This window comes from Congzhengia minquanensis, from assembly GCF_014384785.1.
GTDB lineage: Bacteria > Bacillota > Clostridia > UBA1381 > UBA9506 > Congzhengia > Congzhengia minquanensis.
This window is the reverse complement of sequence record NZ_JACRSU010000001.1, coordinates 681495-695066: the sequence shown is the minus strand read 5'-3', so window position 1 is coordinate 695066 and position 13572 is coordinate 681495. Positions and strand designations below refer to the sequence as shown.

Here is a 13572-nt window from a genome sequence, read left to right as displayed (position 1 = left end):
TCAGTTTGGGACAGAAAGTACATCCACACGGTTTAAGAGTTGGTATCATTAAAGACTGGGATTCGAAATGGTTTGCAAACGACCGTGATTTCGGCGATTACCTGGTTGAAGACTATAAATTAAGAAAATTCTTAAAAGCAAAACTGTATGCCGCAGGCGTTGCAAAAATTGAAATTGAACGTACGGCAAAGAGAATTAAAATCAACATCTTTGCTGCAAAGCCCGGTATTATCATCGGTAAAGGCGGCAGCGAAATCGAGAAGGTTAAAAAAGAATTGGAGACCATGACGGGCAAAAGTGTTGCATTAAACATTGAAGAAGTAAAACAGCCCGACATGAATGCACAGCTGGTTGCAGAAAACATTGCAGGTCAGCTTGAGCGCAGGATTTCTTTCAGAAAAGCAATGAAATCCACCATGGGCAGAGCTATGAAGCTGGGTGCAAAGGGTATTAAAACAACTTGCTCCGGCCGTTTGGGCGGCGCAGAAATTGCGCGGTCTGAGCACTATCACGAGGGCACAATTCCGCTGCAGACTTTAAGAGCCGACATTGATTACGGCTTTGCAGAAGCAAACACAACCTATGGTAAAATCGGTGTAAAAGTCTGGATTTATAAAGGAGAAATCCTTCCCGAGAGCAAAAAGAATAAGGGAGGTAAATAAGTCATGTTATTACCGAAAAGAGTAAAATACAGAAGAGTAATGCGCGGCAGAATGAAGGGCGTTGCCACACGCGGTAACAAGGTTACCTACGGAAGCTACGGCCTGCAGGCTTTAGAGTCTTCCTGGATTACCAGCAACCAGATTGAGGCTGCCCGTATTGCAATGACGCGTTACATCAAAAGAGGCGGCCAGGTTTGGATTAAAATATTCCCCGACAAGCCCGTAACCGAGAAACCGGCTGAAACCCGTATGGGTAGCGGTAAAGGTTCACCGGAATATTGGGTGGCTGTTGTAAAACCCGGCAGAATTCTCTTTGAGATTGACGGCGTTACGGAGGATATTGCAAGAGAGGCACTTCGTCTTGCTATGCACAAACTTCCTATTAAATGTAAGTTTGTAGCCCGCGAAGCTGAAGAAATGGAGGGTTAATTTGATGAAGGTAAACGAAATTCGCGAATTGAGCGGAACAGAACTTGAAACTACTCTCGCTGACCTTAAGAAAGAACTCTTTAACTTAAGATTTCAGAATGCTACAAATCAGCTGGATAACCCAATGAGAATCCACGAGGTTAAAAAGACCATTGCCAAGATTAAAACAGTTATGGCAGAGAGGAAGCTTGCAGAGTAAATTAAAGCTTTGAAAGGAGTGAGATCATGGCAGAAACGAGAAATTTCAGAAAACAGAGAATCGGAAAGGTTGTCAGCGACAAAATGGACAAAACCATCGTCGTTGCAATTGAATATAATGTTAAACACCCTCTTTACGGCAAAATCATAAAGAGAACCTATAAGCTGAAAGCCCACGACGAAAACAATTCCTGCGGAATCGGCGACAAGGTGTTGGTTATGGAAACAAGGCCAATCTCGAAAGACAAAAGATGGAGACTGGTTAGCATTTTGGAAAAAGCACAATAATTGATATTTAAGAAACGGAGGTAACCAATATGATTCAACAGCAGACGCTTTTGAAGGTTGCGGATAACACCGGAGCAAAAGAACTGATGTGTATCAGAGTATTGGGCGGTTCTAAAAGAAGATACGCGGCAATCGGCGATGTGGTTGTTGCTTCTGTTAAAAAGTCAACGCCCGGGGGAGTGGTTAAAAAAGGTGATGTCGTTAAGGCAGTCATCGTAAGGTCAGTTTCCGGCGTAAGGCGTAATGACGGGACATACATCAAGTTTGACGAAAATGCGGCCGTTATCATCAGAGACGACAAGAACCCGAGAGGGACGCGTATATTCGGCCCTGTTGCAAGAGAGCTGAGGGAAAAAGAATATATGAAAATTCTCTCTTTAGCGCCTGAGGTACTCTAAATTTTCAACGAGTTAAATGAAGGAGGAGCCGAAAAATGGCAAAAATGAATATTAAATCCGGCGACGAGGTAGTTGTCATTTCCGGAAAAGATAAAGGGAAAAAAGGTAAAGTAATTGAGGTTCTGCCGAAGAAAGGCAAAACCATTGTTGAAGGGGTTGCAGTTGCAACAAAGCACGTAAAGCCCAAAGCACAGGGTCAGGTTGGCGGTATTGTAAAGCAGGAGCTTGCAATTGACGCGTCGAACGTGATGGTGGTTTGCTCAAAGTGCAAAAAAGCAACAAGAGCTGCCCGCAAGGTGTTAGAGGACGGAAGCTCGGTTCGTTACTGCAAAAAGTGCGGAGAGACCTTTAACGACTAATTTTGCAAAAGGAGGTAAAGAAAGCAGATGGCAAGATTGCAGGAAAAATACAGCAAGGAAGTTGCGCCGGCTTTGATGGAAAAGTATTCCTATAAAAGCGTAATGCAGATTCCGAAGCTTGAAAAAATTGTTATAAACATCGGCTGCGGCGAAGCGAAAGACAACGCAAAGGCGTTAGACGGCGCAGTCAGCGACCTGGCCCAGATTACCGGCCAGAAGCCTATTATTACAAAGGCAAGAAAATCTGTGGCTTCCTTTAAAGTCAGGGAAGGCATGTCAATCGGCTGCAAGGTAACCCTTCGCGGCAAGAAGATGTATGAATTTTTGGACAGATTCTTCAATGTTGCGCTTCCGCGCGTAAGAGACTTCCGCGGAATCAACCCCAACTCCTTTGACGGCCGCGGCAACTATTGCGTAGGCGTTAAGGAACAGTTGATTTTCCCCGAAATTGACTACGACAAGATTGACAAAATCAGAGGTATGGATATAATCATGGTAACAACGGCTCACACAGATGAAGAAGCAAGAACACTTCTTTCACTTATGGGCGCGCCGTTTGCCACGAAGTAATTCGGGTAGAGGAGGAAATTAAATGGCTAAGAAAGCGATGGTAAATAAACAGCGCAAAACGCCTAAGTTCAGCTCAAGACAGTATAACAGATGCAAAATCTGCGGTCGTCCTCACGCGTACCTCAGAAAATACGGCATCTGCCGTATCTGCTTCAGGGAACTGGCTTATAAGGGACAGATTCCCGGCGTGAAAAAGGCGAGCTGGTAAGATTTTTACAATTCGGAAGGAGGTATAAAGATGCATACAACCGATCCTATTGCGGATATGCTGACGAGAATCAGAAACGCGAATTCTGCGAAGCATATTTGTGTAGATGTTCCTGCGTCCAACGTGAAGAAGGCAATTGCCGAAATTCTGCTGGAGGAAGGATATATTAAGAACTATCAAATCATAGAGGACGGAAAACAGAATATTATCCGAATCGCTCTTAAATACAACGGAAAAGAAAAGGCAATTTCCGGCCTTAAGAGAGTTTCAACACCCGGACTCAGAATATACAAGAATAAAGAGGAGCTTCCAAAAGTGCTCCGCGGCTTAGGTATTGCAATCGTTTCAACATCCAAAGGCATTATGACTGATAAAAAGGCACGGAAAGAAAATGTCGGCGGAGAAGTTATGGCGTTTGTTTGGTAAGCAAGATAAATTAAGGAGGTGCAAGTAAGTGTCCAGAATAGGAAGAATGCCTATCGCGGTTCCCGCAGGCGTAACCGTTACGGTTGCAGACGGCAACGTGGTTACCGTTAAGGGTCCGAAAGGCACGCTGACAAAGGAATTACATCCTGACATGATTATTAAAACTGAGGGCAGCGAAGTAACCGTTTCCCGCCCTTCTGAAATAAAAATGCACAAGGCGCTTCACGGCCTGACCAGAACGCTTTTAAACAACATGGTTGTTGGCGTAACAGACGGTTTTGAAAAGAAACTGGAAGTGAACGGCGTTGGTTACAGGGCGCAGTTGCAGGGCAAAAAGCTCGTGATGAACTTAGGGTATTCCCATTTGGTGGAAATGGAACCCGTTGACGGCGTTACCATTGAAGTGCCCTCGGCAAACGAAATTGTTATTAAGGGCATCGACAACCAGGTGGTTGGCCAGTTTGCGGCAAAGGTTCGTGAGAAAAGGCCCCCCGAGCCGTATAAGGGCAAGGGTATTAAATATGCCACAGAGCACATCAGACGTAAGGAAGGTAAGACGGGCAGCAAGAAATAATCGGCTGCATCGTCTGATTCAAATGTTAGAAGTTATGGCAAAATCCATAATTTTAATGGCATTCAATAAAGGAGTGAACGAAATTGATTAAAAAGCAGTCAAGTAATGTTTCAAGACTGAGAAGACATAAAAGAGTCAGAAAAACAGTTTCCGGAACGGCCAGCCGTCCGAGGCTCTGCGTTTACAGAAGTCTTAAGAACATCTATGCCCAGATTATTGACGACGATAAAGGCGTAACGTTGGCCGCAGCATCGAGCTTAGAGGGCGATTTAAAGGCCACCTACAGCGGCAACAAAGATGCAGCTAGAAAAGTCGGAGAATTAATTGCGAAAAAAGCAATTGAAAAAGGAATTGACTCTGTTGTATTTGACAGAGGCGGATATATTTACCACGGCCGTGTATTAGAGCTTGCAGAAGGCGCAAGAGAAGCCGGTCTTAAATTCTAAGAGAAGGAGGAAATCGTTTTGGCTCAACTGATTGACGCAAGCACATTAGATTTAAAAGAAAGAGTTGTAAACTTAAACCGTGTTGCAAAGGTTGTGAAGGGCGGCAGAACCTTCCGTTTCAGCGCGCTGGTTGTTGTTGGCGATGAAAACGGATATGTTGGCTGCGGCACAGGAAAATCTTCTGAAATTCCGGACGCAATCCGCAAGGGAATTGAAGATGCGAAGAAAAACCTGATTAAAGTAAACATGGTTGGAACAACAATTCCTCACGAAATAACCGGCGAATTCGGCGCAGGCAGAGTATTGTTAAAGCCTGCTGGAAAAGGTACGGGCGTTATTGCCGGCGGCGCAGCGAGAGCAGTGCTTGAGCTTGCCGGTATCGCAGATATCAGAACAAAATCTTTACGCTCCAACAATCCCAGAAACGTTGTGAAGGCAACACTTCAGGGCCTGGCATCTTTAAAGAGTGCAGAAAACGTTGCCAGACTGCGCGGCAAGAGCGTTGAAGAAATCTTAAATTGAGGAGGCAAACGCCATGGCTAAGCTAAAGGTTACTTTAATGAAAAGTACGATTGGCAGAAAAAAAGACCACATAGCAACAGTTAAGGCACTTGGCCTTAAAAAGATTCGTGATGAAAAAATTCACGAAGCGAACCCGACAATCTTAGGAATGATCAATAAGGTTGACTATATGGTAAAGGTAGAAGAACTTTAATCCGAAGGAGGTGCCACAAGATGAATTTGAACGAATTATCCCCGAAAGAAGGGTCTAAGCGCAAGGCTTTCAGAGTTGGCCGCGGACACGGATCGGGTAACGGCAAAACATCAGGCAAAGGTCACAAGGGTCAGAACGCCCGTTCTGGCGGCGGTGTAAGGCCCGGTTTTGAAGGCGGACAGATGCCACTTTACAGACGTCTTCCGAAAAAAGGCTTTACCAACATCTTTGCGAAACAATATACGGAAATTAATGTCAGCGACTTAAACGGCTTAGAAAGCGGCGCAACTGTAACCGCAGAGAGCCTGAAAGAAGCCGGCATCATTAAAAAGTTAAACGATGGAATCGTTGTTATGGGACGCGGCGAGCTGACAGCGAAAAATTTAAACGTGAAAGCTGCCCGGTTTACCAAATCGGCAGAAGGAAAAATAGCCGCGGCAGGCGGTAAGGCGGAGGTGATCTGAGAATGCTTCAAACCTTGCGAAACGCATGGAAAATTCCGGATCTACGCAAAAAAATGCTTTACACCATCCTGATGCTGGTTATTTTCAGACTTGGTTCGTTTATCCCCGTTCCGGGCATTGACGCCGAAATGATTAAGCAGCTTATGGGCGGCTTCGACCAGGGCATTCAGGGTCTCATTAACAACTTCTCAGGCGGCGCGTTAGAGCGTGCTTCCATTTTTGCAATGAGCATTACGCCCTACATTAACGCATCAATTATCCTGCAGCTTTTAACAGTTGCAATCCCCGCTTTGGAGAAGCTTGCCAAAGAGGGAGAAGAAGGAAGAAAAAAAATTGCTTCTTATACAAGATATGTAACGGTTATTCTGGCGTTCATCCAGGCAACAGGCCTGTTCTTCAGCCTCAGGTCAGCAATGACAGGCGACAGCGGTGTGTTTGCTTACTTTGTTGTAACGTTCACATTCACAGCCGGCACGGCATTTTTGATGTGGCTGGGTGAAGAAATTACAGAAAAGGGTGTGGGCAACGGTATTTCCTTACTGATTGTAATCGGTATCGTGTCCAGAGGCCCGCAGATGATTCAGTCCATGAAAGCCATGGTTGAACAGTCCGGTGGTGTTACCATTCAGTCGGCTGCAACCATCATTGCAATTGTTGTTATTGCTGTTTTGGCAATTGGCGCGGTTGTTCTAATGAACGAGGCGGAACGCAGAATTCCGGTTCAGTATGCAAAACGTGTTGTAGGCAGAAAGAGCTACGGCGGCCAGAGCACACACATTCCGCTCAAGGTTATCATGGCCGGCGTTATGCCAATTATCTTTGCGGTTTCCATCATGTCTTTCCCGAGAACAATTTCCATGTTTATTCATGGTACAAACGCACCGACAGAGGGTGTTTGGGGCGCGATTTTAAGATGGTTCAGCGAAACGCATCCTTTCTATATTATATGCTACTTCCTGCTGATTTTGTTCTTCACGTATTTTTATACTGCGATTCAGTTCAATCCCATTGAGGTTTCGAACAACATGAAACGAAACGGCGGATTTATTCCGGGCATCAGACCGGGCAAGCCCACATCGGACTATATTGCAAAGGTTTTGTCAAAGGTAACGCTTTTGGGTGCTATCTTCTTAGCTGCAATCGCAATATTCCCGTTGCTGCTGGCATTTATTCCGTCAATGAGCGGTATTTCAATCGGCGGTACGTCACTTCTGATCGTTGTTGGTGTGTCGCTTGAAACAGTGAAACAGTTAGAGTCCCAGATGCTTATGAGACACTACAAAGGCTTCCTTGAATAAGCCGGAGGTTCATTTATGAAATTGGTTCTGTTGGGACCGCCCGGGGCCGGAAAAGGCACTCAGGCGGAAAAATTAGCAAAGAAATTTCAAATCCCCGCAATTTCTACGGGACGAATTATTAGAAACGCTATCGCGGAAAACACTCCTGCGGGGATTCAGGCAAAAGCCTTTATCGACCGCGGGGAGCTTGTTCCCGATGATGACGTTGTGGAAATGGTGAAGGAACGTTTAAAGGAAGACGACTGCAAAAGCGGCTATATTTTAGACGGATTTCCCAGAACCCTTTCCCAGGCGGAAATTATGGACCGGCTGCCAATTTTAGTTGATTTGGTGCTGGAAATCCATGTGGACGAGGATATTATTGTGGAACGGCTCTCGGGCCGGCGCGAATGTAAGGTTTGCGGCGCAACATATCATATCCATGACAACCCGCCCAAACAAGAGGGTGTTTGCGACAAGTGCGGAGGCCCCCTCGTCCGGCGTGAGGACGATGTGCCGGAAATTATCAGAAACAGAATTAAAGTATATAGTGAGCAGACCGAACCCTTAAAAGAATATTATCAGGCCAAGGGGCTGCTGGTTTCGGTTACCGGCCGGGACAAGGTGGAAGACACCACCAAAGCAGTGATGGAGGCCATTGGGGAAAGACAGGTTGAGGCGGGTTTATGATTAAAATAAAATCAGCACATGAGGTTGAACAAATGAGGGTTGCCGGCAGAATTACTGCCGAAACCTTTGAAGCATTAAAAGACCACATTAAGCCCGGTGTTACAACCATGGAGCTCGATAAAATCGCAGCGGAATATATCAGCAAAAGCGGGGCTACTTGTTCGTTTTACCACTATAACGGATATCCCGGACACATTTGCATCTCGATAAACCAGGAAGTTGTTCATGGAATTCCGAGCCATGCAAGAGTCCTCCACGAGGGGGACATTGTGAGTGTTGATATTGGCGCTGTGTACGGCGGATACCACGGAGACGCGGCAAGAACTTATGCGGTGGGGACAATTTCCCCTGAAGCAGAAAAGCTGATATCCGTCACAAAACAGAGTTTTTTTGAAGGAATTGAACAAGCAGTTTCAGGAAACCGGCTCTTCGACATTTCTGCAAACATTCAGAAATTTGTGGAAAGCAACGGCTGTTCGGTGGTTCGGGCCTTAGTGGGGCACGGCGTGGGGCGAAACCTTCACGAAGACCCTGAGGTTCCCAACTTTGGAACGGCGGGCCGCGGGCCGCGGCTTGTTTCCGGCATGACCATTGCGGTTGAGCCAATGGTAAACTTGGGTACGTACAAGGTGATAACGCTACCCGACGAATGGACAGTGGTAACAGCAGACGGAAAGCTTTCGGCACATTATGAAAATACCATTTTAATTACGGATCATGGTGCCGAAATCCTGACGAAATGCTAATTTTGAGGTGATGATAGTTTGAATTTCTGTGCCGGTGATATTGTTATTTCAAAGGCTGGAAGAGATAAGGATAAACATTTCGTAGTTCTGTCGGTGATTGACGAACAATTCGTTTCAGTTGCCGATGGGAGCCTGCGCCGGGTGGATAACCCCAAGCGCAAGAAATGGAAGCATCTTGAGAATACGGGAAATGTATCTGCGCTGGTAAAGGAAAAAATAAGCGCAGGTGTCCGGGTTACCAACCCTGACTTAAAAAAGGAATTAGCGAAGTTTAACCAAGACGTATAGGAGGTTTATCGTATATGGCAAAAGACGGCGTAATAGAGCTGGAAGGCATTGTTTCAGAAGCTCTGCCCAACGCAATGTTTAAGGTGAAGTTTGAAAACGGCCACGAAATTTTGGCTCATATTTCAGGAAAGCTCAGAACAAATTATATCAGAATTCTCCCTGGTGACAAGGTGACGGTTGAAATGTCGCCCTATGACCTGACAAAGGGCCGCATCACCTGGAGAGCGAAATAACTGTAAGAAACAAATTGCCGCAAAATGGCGGTAAAGTTGCCATGAAGGAGGTATTTACAACATGAAGGTAAGACCAAGTGTAAAACCTATGTGTGAAAAATGCAAAATTATCAAGCGTAAGGGTAAGGTAATGGTTATTTGCGAAAACCCGAAGCACAAGCAGAAGCAGGGCTAAGTTTCTGTAATTTTCCGGGAAAAGCGGCTGATACACGAGCTTTAGCGGTGTAAACTTTCCCGGTGTGGCTATAGATTTAAACACAAATACAGGAGGTGCGAAACAAGCATGGCCAGAATATCAGGCGTGGATTTACCAAGAGAAAAAAGAGTTGAAGTTGGCTTGACCTATGTATTCGGTATCGGCCTTCCCAGTTCCAAGAAAATTCTTGCCGAAGCCGGGATTAACCCCGACACAAGGGTAAAGGACCTGACCGAAGACGAAGTATCAAAGCTTAGAGAAATTATCGACAGAGACTATGTTGTTGAAGGCGATTTAAGACGTAATGTCGCACTTGACATAAAAAGACTGATGGAAATTGGCTGCTACCGCGGCGTAAGACACAGAAAAGGTCTTCCGGTTCGCGGTCAGAAGACAAAGACAAACGCAAGGACCAGAAAAGGCCCGAAACGTACAATCGCCAACAAGAAGAAATAATAACTGCCTGTTAAGGCTATTCACTGTCGAAAGGAGGAACTATCTAAATGGCAAAGGTTGCTAAGAGAAGTACCCGCAGGAAGGTTAAAAAGAATATCGAACGTGGCGCTGTTCACATTCGTTCAACGTTTAATAATACAATCATCACCATCACCGACGTTGCCGGCAACGCAATCAGCTGGGCAAGCGCAGGCGGTTTGGGTTTCCGCGGCTCCAGAAAGAGCACGCCGTTTGCAGCACAGTCGGCAGCGGAAACAGCAGCAAAGGCTGCAATGGAACACGGTTTAAAAACAGTTGAGGTTTTTGTTAAAGGCCCCGGCGCAGGACGTGAAGCTGCAATTCGTGCGCTTCAGGCTGCAGGTCTTGATGTTACCATGATTAAAGACGTAACACCCATTCCTCACAACGGCTGCAGACCGCCGAAGAGAAGAAGAGTTTGATGCATTTACGAATTGGTTTAAAATTTAAGGAGGTGTAAATTTAGATGGCACGTTATACAGGCGCAGTGTGCAGATTTTGCCGCAGAGAGGGCATGAAGCTGTTTTTAAAGGGCGAAAGATGTTACACAGACAAATGTGCAGTCACCCGCAGGAAGGGTGCTCCCGGAATGCATGGGCAGAGCAGAAAGAAGCTGTCTGAATATGGTTTACAGTTAAGAGAAAAGCAAAAAGCAAAGAGATATTACGGCGTTTTGGAATCTCAGTTTGCAAAATATTTTGATATGGCTGAAAAGAAACAGGGCGTTACCGGTGAAAACCTGCTCCAGATTATTGAGAGCAGATTAGACAATGTTGTTTACCGTTCCGGATTTGCAACATCAAGACCGGAAGCCAGAATTTTAGTTACGCACGGCCATTTTGAGGTAAACGGCAAGAGAGTTGACATTCCGTCCTATTTGGTTAAGCCCGGCGATGTAATTACATTGCAGGAAAAGAGCAGGTCTTCTGAAAAGTTCAAAGCAATTTTGGACATCACTTCGGGAAGAACCGTTCCTTCATGGCTTGACGCAAACCACGACACATGCGAAAGCAAGGTAGTTACCTTGGCGAAGAGAGAAGACATTGACCTTGAAATTGAGGAACATCTTATTGTCGAATTGTATTCGAAATAATAATATTGTTATTTCGCATTCAAAGCTTTACAATCGAGATTACCCTCGGCGCTTACATGCATGTTGGTGTGCGTGAAATTTAACCAAAATATATGAGGGAGGGTTAACTATGTTAGAAATAGAAAAGCCTAAAGTTGAGTGTGTAGAGATTAACGATAACGGTACTTACGGCAAGTTTGTTGCAGAGCCTTTAGAGCGCGGCTACGGCACAACGCTGGGAAACTCGCTCAGAAGAATGTTGCTTTCATCGCTTCCGGGCGCTGCCGCAACCTCTGTGAAGATTGACGGAGTACTGCACGAATTTTCGACAATACCCGGCGTGAAAGAAGATGTTACGGAAATTATTTTAAACATCAAGCAAATCGCGGTGAAATTACACTGTGACACGCCGAAGGTTGTTTATATTGAGGCGGAGGGTGAAGGCGTCATCCACGCCGGCGATATTAAGCTGGATTCTGACATCGAGATCTGCAATCCCGACCTTAAAATCGCAACGCTGGGCAAAGACGCAAAGCTCTATATGGAAATTACGTTTTCTAAGGGCCGCGGCTATGTTTCGGCAGAACGGAACAAGCAAATCAACCAAAATATTATCGGAGTAATTCCGGTAGACTCAATTTACACACCCGTGCACAGGGTGAACTATTCTGTTGAAAACACCCGTGTCGGCAATATTACAGACTACGACAAGCTCACCTTAGAGGTTTGGACCGACGGGTCCATCAGCCCCGACGAGGCGGTGAGCCTTGCGGCGAAAATCATAAACGAGCATTTAATGCAGTTTATTGACCTCTCGGAAGAAGCAAAGAACGCCGATATTCTCATTGAAAAAGAAGTCGGCCAGAAGGAAAAAGTGCTGGAGATGACCATTGAGGAGTTAGACCTCTCTGTTCGTTCCTACAACTGCTTAAAGCGTGCGGGAATTAACACTGTGGAGGATTTAACCAACCGGACAGAAGACGATATGGTGAAAGTCCGCAACCTGGGAAGAAAATCCTTAGAGGAAGTTATCGGAAAGCTTCACGCACTGGGACAGTCCTTTGCAAAACGTGAGGACTAACGCAAAATTATTTAATCAAGGAGGTAGTGACAGATGCCGGGAACAAGAAAATTAGGTCGGCCAACCGACCAGCGAATTGCAATGTTTCGCAGCCTGACCACGGCGCTTTTGGCAAACGGGAAACTGGTTACCACAGTGCAGAAGGCAAAGGAACTTAGAAGCATCGCTGATAAAATGATTACACTTGGCAAAAAGAACACCTTACATTCCAGAAGACAAGCACTGTCTTACATTACGGATAAAGAGGTTGTTTTCAAACTGTTCGACGAAATCGCTCCGAAATATCAAGACCGTAACGGCGGCTACACAAGAGTGTTAAAAATGGGCCCCAGACGCGGCGACGCTGCTGAAATGGCAGTAATTGAGCTGGTTTAATCGAAAACTTAAATTTTGTATACAAAAATTTATGCATAAAACAAGAAACTGTTGATAACAGTTTCTTGTTTTTTTTATTTTTTTGAAAATATTTCCGCCATTAACTTTACGCCGGCGCAAAAGCCCTGGTTAAATGCGTTTTCAACTTCAATGCGGTTCGATTTGTTCACGTCGGCCAATATGCTTTCTAATTTTTCCATTTCTTCGCTGGTCAGGTGTTCTTCTTTTTCAATGATTTTTTGGGAATAGTTCCAATAGTCCGAATTTTTCGATAAGAAATTTGGACGATCAAAGCACAAGTCCCGAAATTCGTCTAAAATGTTCATGGGCTTTCTCCTTTTTATTTTTTTAAAACAGTATAGCATAGAAAATGGGTTGTACACGAATTCAAAGTGATGTCAGAGAATAAAAATTTATGATATAGGTTGAATTTATCCTACATTTCGGTTATAATAATGGCAGGAGGTGTTCAACATGAAAATTAACACAAAAAGTATGGTTTCCATTACAGAAGCAAATCAAAACTTTTCAAAGGTTGCCAGACTGGTAGATGAAGTTGGCTCTGCTGTTATCTTAAAAAATAATACGCCGCGTTATTTAGTAATTGATTTTGCTCAGGCCGAAACAGAACAAACCATTTCAGATGAAGACATTATGGATATTTCGAAAAGACTGATTGGACAAAACAAAGAGGCATATAAGGAATTGGCAGAATGATACAAATTTCAATTGAGCAAATGAAGCAAATTCATAAAGAACTCATTTGCGAAACAGGCGGCAGCGAGGGTTTAAGAGACATTGGCCTTTTGGAGTCTGCAATGTATGCGCCGTTTCAGTCATTTGACGGCGAAGCACTTTATCCGTCTATCCAGAGAAAAGCGGCCAAGCTTGGCTTTGGACTTATTCAGAACCACCCTTTTATTGACGGAAATAAACGTTTAGGAATCCATGCCATGCTAATTTTTCTCGCCATAAACGGCGTTTTGCTGACCTATTCGCAATCAGAATTAGTTCAAGTTGGTCTGGCTCTTGCTTCTGGAAAAATTGGCGAGCAGGAACTTATGAATTGGATTGCAGAACACGAAGTATAAATTAAAAGCCGCCCAAAATGGGCGGCTTAATTTTTAACCTGCAATTTCTAATTTTTCAAGCCTGCGTTCAAGCTGAGACAACTTCTGTTCCAGCTCCCACTGTTTTTCATGAACCAGCTTATAACCGTCAACCAAAGCGTTAATCCGCGTTGTTACATCGTTTTCAATCACAACTTTCATGCGGCTCTCCAAATCTTTCATGTCCGCTTTTAATTCGTTTGACTGTCTGTCTAACATAACGCCAATGCTTTCAAGCAATTTTTCGTTATCCATTCTCGGTCTCCTCTCACGAATTTCAATTGCGCAATTCTT

29 protein-coding genes are annotated in these 13572 nt (G+C 44.8%); 27 read left to right on the top strand and 2 right to left on the bottom strand.

The window, feature by feature from the left end; translation table 11 throughout:
* Positions 1–5: 5 nt before the first annotated feature.
* From rpsC to rplQ, 25 genes are all read left to right on the top strand, one after another.
* Entirely contained in the window at positions 6–662 is a 657-nt protein-coding gene (rpsC, locus tag H8698_RS03325) for a 30S ribosomal protein S3 (RefSeq protein WP_177679815.1), read from the top strand.
* A gap of 3 nt (positions 663–665) precedes the next feature.
* A complete protein-coding gene (rplP, locus tag H8698_RS03320; protein WP_177679816.1) occupies positions 666–1091 on the top strand; it encodes a 50S ribosomal protein L16 in 426 nt (141 codons plus the stop codon).
* Positions 1092–1095: 4 nt separating this feature from the next.
* Entirely contained in the window at positions 1096–1290 is a 195-nt protein-coding gene (gene rpmC / locus H8698_RS03315) for a 50S ribosomal protein L29 (protein WP_177679817.1), read from the top strand.
* 26 nt (positions 1291–1316) lie between these two features.
* Complete coding sequence (rpsQ, locus tag H8698_RS03310; protein ID WP_177679818.1) at positions 1317–1577, top strand: 30S ribosomal protein S17; 261 nt, start codon at positions 1317–1319, stop codon at positions 1575–1577.
* A 29-nt stretch (positions 1578–1606) separates the two neighbouring features.
* Positions 1607–1975: a 50S ribosomal protein L14 gene (rplN, locus tag H8698_RS03305; protein WP_177679819.1), complete on the top strand. Its 369-nt coding sequence runs from the start codon at positions 1607–1609 to the stop codon at positions 1973–1975.
* Between the two features lie 35 nt (positions 1976–2010).
* Positions 2011–2334, top strand: a complete 324-nt coding sequence (gene rplX, locus H8698_RS03300; protein WP_249311153.1) for a 50S ribosomal protein L24 — start codon at positions 2011–2013, stop codon at positions 2332–2334.
* A gap of 27 nt (positions 2335–2361) precedes the next feature.
* A complete protein-coding gene (gene rplE, locus H8698_RS03295) occupies positions 2362–2904 on the top strand; it encodes a 50S ribosomal protein L5 (protein ID WP_249311152.1) in 543 nt (180 codons plus the stop codon).
* Between the two features lie 22 nt (positions 2905–2926).
* Complete coding sequence (locus H8698_RS03290) at positions 2927–3112, top strand: type Z 30S ribosomal protein S14 (protein WP_177679822.1); 186 nt, start codon at positions 2927–2929, stop codon at positions 3110–3112.
* 30 nt (positions 3113–3142) lie between these two features.
* Positions 3143–3538: a 30S ribosomal protein S8 gene (gene rpsH, locus H8698_RS03285; protein WP_177679823.1), complete on the top strand. Its 396-nt coding sequence runs from the start codon at positions 3143–3145 to the stop codon at positions 3536–3538.
* A 28-nt stretch (positions 3539–3566) separates the two neighbouring features.
* A complete protein-coding gene (rplF, locus tag H8698_RS03280; RefSeq protein ID WP_177679824.1) occupies positions 3567–4112 on the top strand; it encodes a 50S ribosomal protein L6 in 546 nt (181 codons plus the stop codon).
* Positions 4113–4195: 83 nt separating this feature from the next.
* On the top strand, positions 4196–4558 hold the full coding sequence (gene rplR / locus H8698_RS03275; protein WP_249311151.1) for a 50S ribosomal protein L18: 363 nt from the start codon (positions 4196–4198) through the stop codon (positions 4556–4558).
* Positions 4559–4585: 27 nt separating this feature from the next.
* The gene (rpsE, locus tag H8698_RS03270) at positions 4586–5080 is read left to right on the top strand and encodes a 30S ribosomal protein S5 (protein ID WP_488153822.1); all 495 of its coding nucleotides are present in this window, start codon (positions 4586–4588) and stop codon (positions 5078–5080) included.
* 13 nt (positions 5081–5093) lie between these two features.
* Positions 5094–5273: a 50S ribosomal protein L30 gene (rpmD, locus tag H8698_RS03265; protein ID WP_249311150.1), complete on the top strand. Its 180-nt coding sequence runs from the start codon at positions 5094–5096 to the stop codon at positions 5271–5273.
* A 20-nt stretch (positions 5274–5293) separates the two neighbouring features.
* A complete protein-coding gene (gene rplO, locus H8698_RS03260) occupies positions 5294–5737 on the top strand; it encodes a 50S ribosomal protein L15 (RefSeq protein WP_249311149.1) in 444 nt (147 codons plus the stop codon).
* A 2-nt stretch (positions 5738–5739) separates the two neighbouring features.
* A complete protein-coding gene (secY, locus tag H8698_RS03255; RefSeq protein ID WP_249311148.1) occupies positions 5740–7035 on the top strand; it encodes a preprotein translocase subunit SecY in 1296 nt (431 codons plus the stop codon).
* Between the two features lie 15 nt (positions 7036–7050).
* Entirely contained in the window at positions 7051–7704 is a 654-nt protein-coding gene (locus tag H8698_RS03250) for an adenylate kinase (protein ID WP_177679830.1), read from the top strand.
* Positions 7701–8450: a type I methionyl aminopeptidase gene (gene map / locus H8698_RS03245; RefSeq protein WP_249311147.1), complete on the top strand. Its 750-nt coding sequence runs from the start codon at positions 7701–7703 to the stop codon at positions 8448–8450. The genes H8698_RS03250 and map overlap by 4 nt, the downstream gene beginning before the upstream one ends.
* A gap of 18 nt (positions 8451–8468) precedes the next feature.
* On the top strand, positions 8469–8738 hold the full coding sequence (locus H8698_RS03240) for a KOW domain-containing RNA-binding protein (RefSeq protein WP_177679832.1): 270 nt from the start codon (positions 8469–8471) through the stop codon (positions 8736–8738).
* Positions 8739–8752: 14 nt separating this feature from the next.
* The gene (infA, locus tag H8698_RS03235; protein WP_177679833.1) at positions 8753–8971 is read left to right on the top strand and encodes a translation initiation factor IF-1; all 219 of its coding nucleotides are present in this window, start codon (positions 8753–8755) and stop codon (positions 8969–8971) included.
* A 61-nt stretch (positions 8972–9032) separates the two neighbouring features.
* Positions 9033–9146: a 50S ribosomal protein L36 gene (gene rpmJ, locus H8698_RS03230; protein WP_018590391.1), complete on the top strand. Its 114-nt coding sequence runs from the start codon at positions 9033–9035 to the stop codon at positions 9144–9146.
* 108 nt (positions 9147–9254) lie between these two features.
* The gene (rpsM, locus tag H8698_RS03225; protein WP_177679834.1) at positions 9255–9623 is read left to right on the top strand and encodes a 30S ribosomal protein S13; all 369 of its coding nucleotides are present in this window, start codon (positions 9255–9257) and stop codon (positions 9621–9623) included.
* A 47-nt stretch (positions 9624–9670) separates the two neighbouring features.
* Positions 9671–10063 carry a 30S ribosomal protein S11 gene (rpsK, locus tag H8698_RS03220; protein ID WP_177679835.1) on the top strand — a complete coding sequence of 131 codons (393 nt, stop codon included), beginning with the start codon at positions 9671–9673 and terminating at the stop codon, positions 10061–10063.
* 44 nt (positions 10064–10107) lie between these two features.
* A complete protein-coding gene (gene rpsD / locus H8698_RS03215; protein WP_177679836.1) occupies positions 10108–10734 on the top strand; it encodes a 30S ribosomal protein S4 in 627 nt (208 codons plus the stop codon).
* Between the two features lie 109 nt (positions 10735–10843).
* Entirely contained in the window at positions 10844–11794 is a 951-nt protein-coding gene (locus tag H8698_RS03210) for a DNA-directed RNA polymerase subunit alpha (RefSeq protein WP_177679837.1), read from the top strand.
* Positions 11795–11827: 33 nt separating this feature from the next.
* Positions 11828–12169 (top strand): 50S ribosomal protein L17, encoded by a 342-nt coding sequence (gene rplQ / locus H8698_RS03205; RefSeq protein WP_177679838.1) that lies wholly within the window; start codon positions 11828–11830, stop codon positions 12167–12169.
* Positions 12170–12243: 74 nt separating this feature from the next.
* Here the strand turns inward: rplQ and H8698_RS03200 are convergent, their stop codons facing one another.
* Positions 12244–12495, bottom strand: a complete 252-nt coding sequence (locus tag H8698_RS03200) for a DUF6809 family protein (protein ID WP_177679839.1) — start codon at positions 12493–12495, stop codon at positions 12244–12246.
* A 148-nt stretch (positions 12496–12643) separates the two neighbouring features.
* Here H8698_RS03200 and H8698_RS03195 point away from each other — a divergent pair, with 148 nt between their 5' ends.
* Positions 12644–12886 carry a type II toxin-antitoxin system Phd/YefM family antitoxin gene (locus H8698_RS03195; protein ID WP_249311146.1) on the top strand — a complete coding sequence of 81 codons (243 nt, stop codon included), beginning with the start codon at positions 12644–12646 and terminating at the stop codon, positions 12884–12886.
* Positions 12883–13260: a type II toxin-antitoxin system death-on-curing family toxin gene (locus tag H8698_RS03190; protein ID WP_249311145.1), complete on the top strand. Its 378-nt coding sequence runs from the start codon at positions 12883–12885 to the stop codon at positions 13258–13260. Before H8698_RS03195 ends, H8698_RS03190 begins: the two co-directional genes overlap by 4 nt.
* A 33-nt stretch (positions 13261–13293) precedes the next feature.
* Here the strand turns inward: H8698_RS03190 and H8698_RS03185 are convergent, their stop codons facing one another.
* A complete protein-coding gene (locus H8698_RS03185; RefSeq protein WP_249311144.1) occupies positions 13294–13533 on the bottom strand; it encodes a hypothetical protein in 240 nt (79 codons plus the stop codon).
* Positions 13534–13572: the final 39 nt, after the last annotated feature.

What these genes read in the sequence shown, in the direction of transcription:
- rplP (WP_177679816.1), top strand. Translation starts at nt 666, where the DNA reads ATGTTATTACCGAAAAGAGTAAAATACAGAAGAGTAATGCGCGGCAGA.
- rpmC (WP_177679817.1), top strand. Translation starts at nt 1,096, where the DNA reads ATGAAGGTAAACGAAATTCGCGAATTGAGCGGAACAGAACTTGAAACT.
- rpsQ (WP_177679818.1), top strand. Translation starts at nt 1,317, where the DNA reads ATGGCAGAAACGAGAAATTTCAGAAAACAGAGAATCGGAAAGGTTGTC.
- rplN (WP_177679819.1), top strand. Translation starts at nt 1,607, where the DNA reads ATGATTCAACAGCAGACGCTTTTGAAGGTTGCGGATAACACCGGAGCA.
- rplX (WP_249311153.1), top strand. Translation starts at nt 2,011, where the DNA reads ATGGCAAAAATGAATATTAAATCCGGCGACGAGGTAGTTGTCATTTCC.
- rplE (WP_249311152.1), top strand. Translation starts at nt 2,362, where the DNA reads ATGGCAAGATTGCAGGAAAAATACAGCAAGGAAGTTGCGCCGGCTTTG.
- H8698_RS03290 (WP_177679822.1), top strand. Translation starts at nt 2,927, where the DNA reads ATGGCTAAGAAAGCGATGGTAAATAAACAGCGCAAAACGCCTAAGTTC.
- rpsH (WP_177679823.1), top strand. Translation starts at nt 3,143, where the DNA reads ATGCATACAACCGATCCTATTGCGGATATGCTGACGAGAATCAGAAAC.
- rpmD (WP_249311150.1), top strand. Translation starts at nt 5,094, where the DNA reads ATGGCTAAGCTAAAGGTTACTTTAATGAAAAGTACGATTGGCAGAAAA.
- rplO (WP_249311149.1), top strand. Translation starts at nt 5,294, where the DNA reads ATGAATTTGAACGAATTATCCCCGAAAGAAGGGTCTAAGCGCAAGGCT.
- secY (WP_249311148.1), top strand. Translation starts at nt 5,740, where the DNA reads ATGCTTCAAACCTTGCGAAACGCATGGAAAATTCCGGATCTACGCAAA.
- H8698_RS03250 (WP_177679830.1), top strand. Translation starts at nt 7,051, where the DNA reads ATGAAATTGGTTCTGTTGGGACCGCCCGGGGCCGGAAAAGGCACTCAG.
- map (WP_249311147.1), top strand. Translation starts at nt 7,701, where the DNA reads ATGATTAAAATAAAATCAGCACATGAGGTTGAACAAATGAGGGTTGCC.
- infA (WP_177679833.1), top strand. Translation starts at nt 8,753, where the DNA reads ATGGCAAAAGACGGCGTAATAGAGCTGGAAGGCATTGTTTCAGAAGCT.
- rpmJ (WP_018590391.1), top strand. Translation starts at nt 9,033, where the DNA reads ATGAAGGTAAGACCAAGTGTAAAACCTATGTGTGAAAAATGCAAAATT.
- rpsM (WP_177679834.1), top strand. Translation starts at nt 9,255, where the DNA reads ATGGCCAGAATATCAGGCGTGGATTTACCAAGAGAAAAAAGAGTTGAA.
- rpsK (WP_177679835.1), top strand. Translation starts at nt 9,671, where the DNA reads ATGGCAAAGGTTGCTAAGAGAAGTACCCGCAGGAAGGTTAAAAAGAAT.
- rpsD (WP_177679836.1), top strand. Translation starts at nt 10,108, where the DNA reads ATGGCACGTTATACAGGCGCAGTGTGCAGATTTTGCCGCAGAGAGGGC.
- H8698_RS03210 (WP_177679837.1), top strand. Translation starts at nt 10,844, where the DNA reads ATGTTAGAAATAGAAAAGCCTAAAGTTGAGTGTGTAGAGATTAACGAT.
- rplQ (WP_177679838.1), top strand. Translation starts at nt 11,828, where the DNA reads ATGCCGGGAACAAGAAAATTAGGTCGGCCAACCGACCAGCGAATTGCA.
- H8698_RS03200 (WP_177679839.1), bottom strand. Translation starts at nt 12,495, where the DNA reads ATGAACATTTTAGACGAATTTCGGGACTTGTGCTTTGATCGTCCAAAT.
- H8698_RS03195 (WP_249311146.1), top strand. Translation starts at nt 12,644, where the DNA reads ATGAAAATTAACACAAAAAGTATGGTTTCCATTACAGAAGCAAATCAA.
- H8698_RS03190 (WP_249311145.1), top strand. Translation starts at nt 12,883, where the DNA reads ATGATACAAATTTCAATTGAGCAAATGAAGCAAATTCATAAAGAACTC.
- H8698_RS03185 (WP_249311144.1), bottom strand. Translation starts at nt 13,533, where the DNA reads ATGGATAACGAAAAATTGCTTGAAAGCATTGGCGTTATGTTAGACAGA.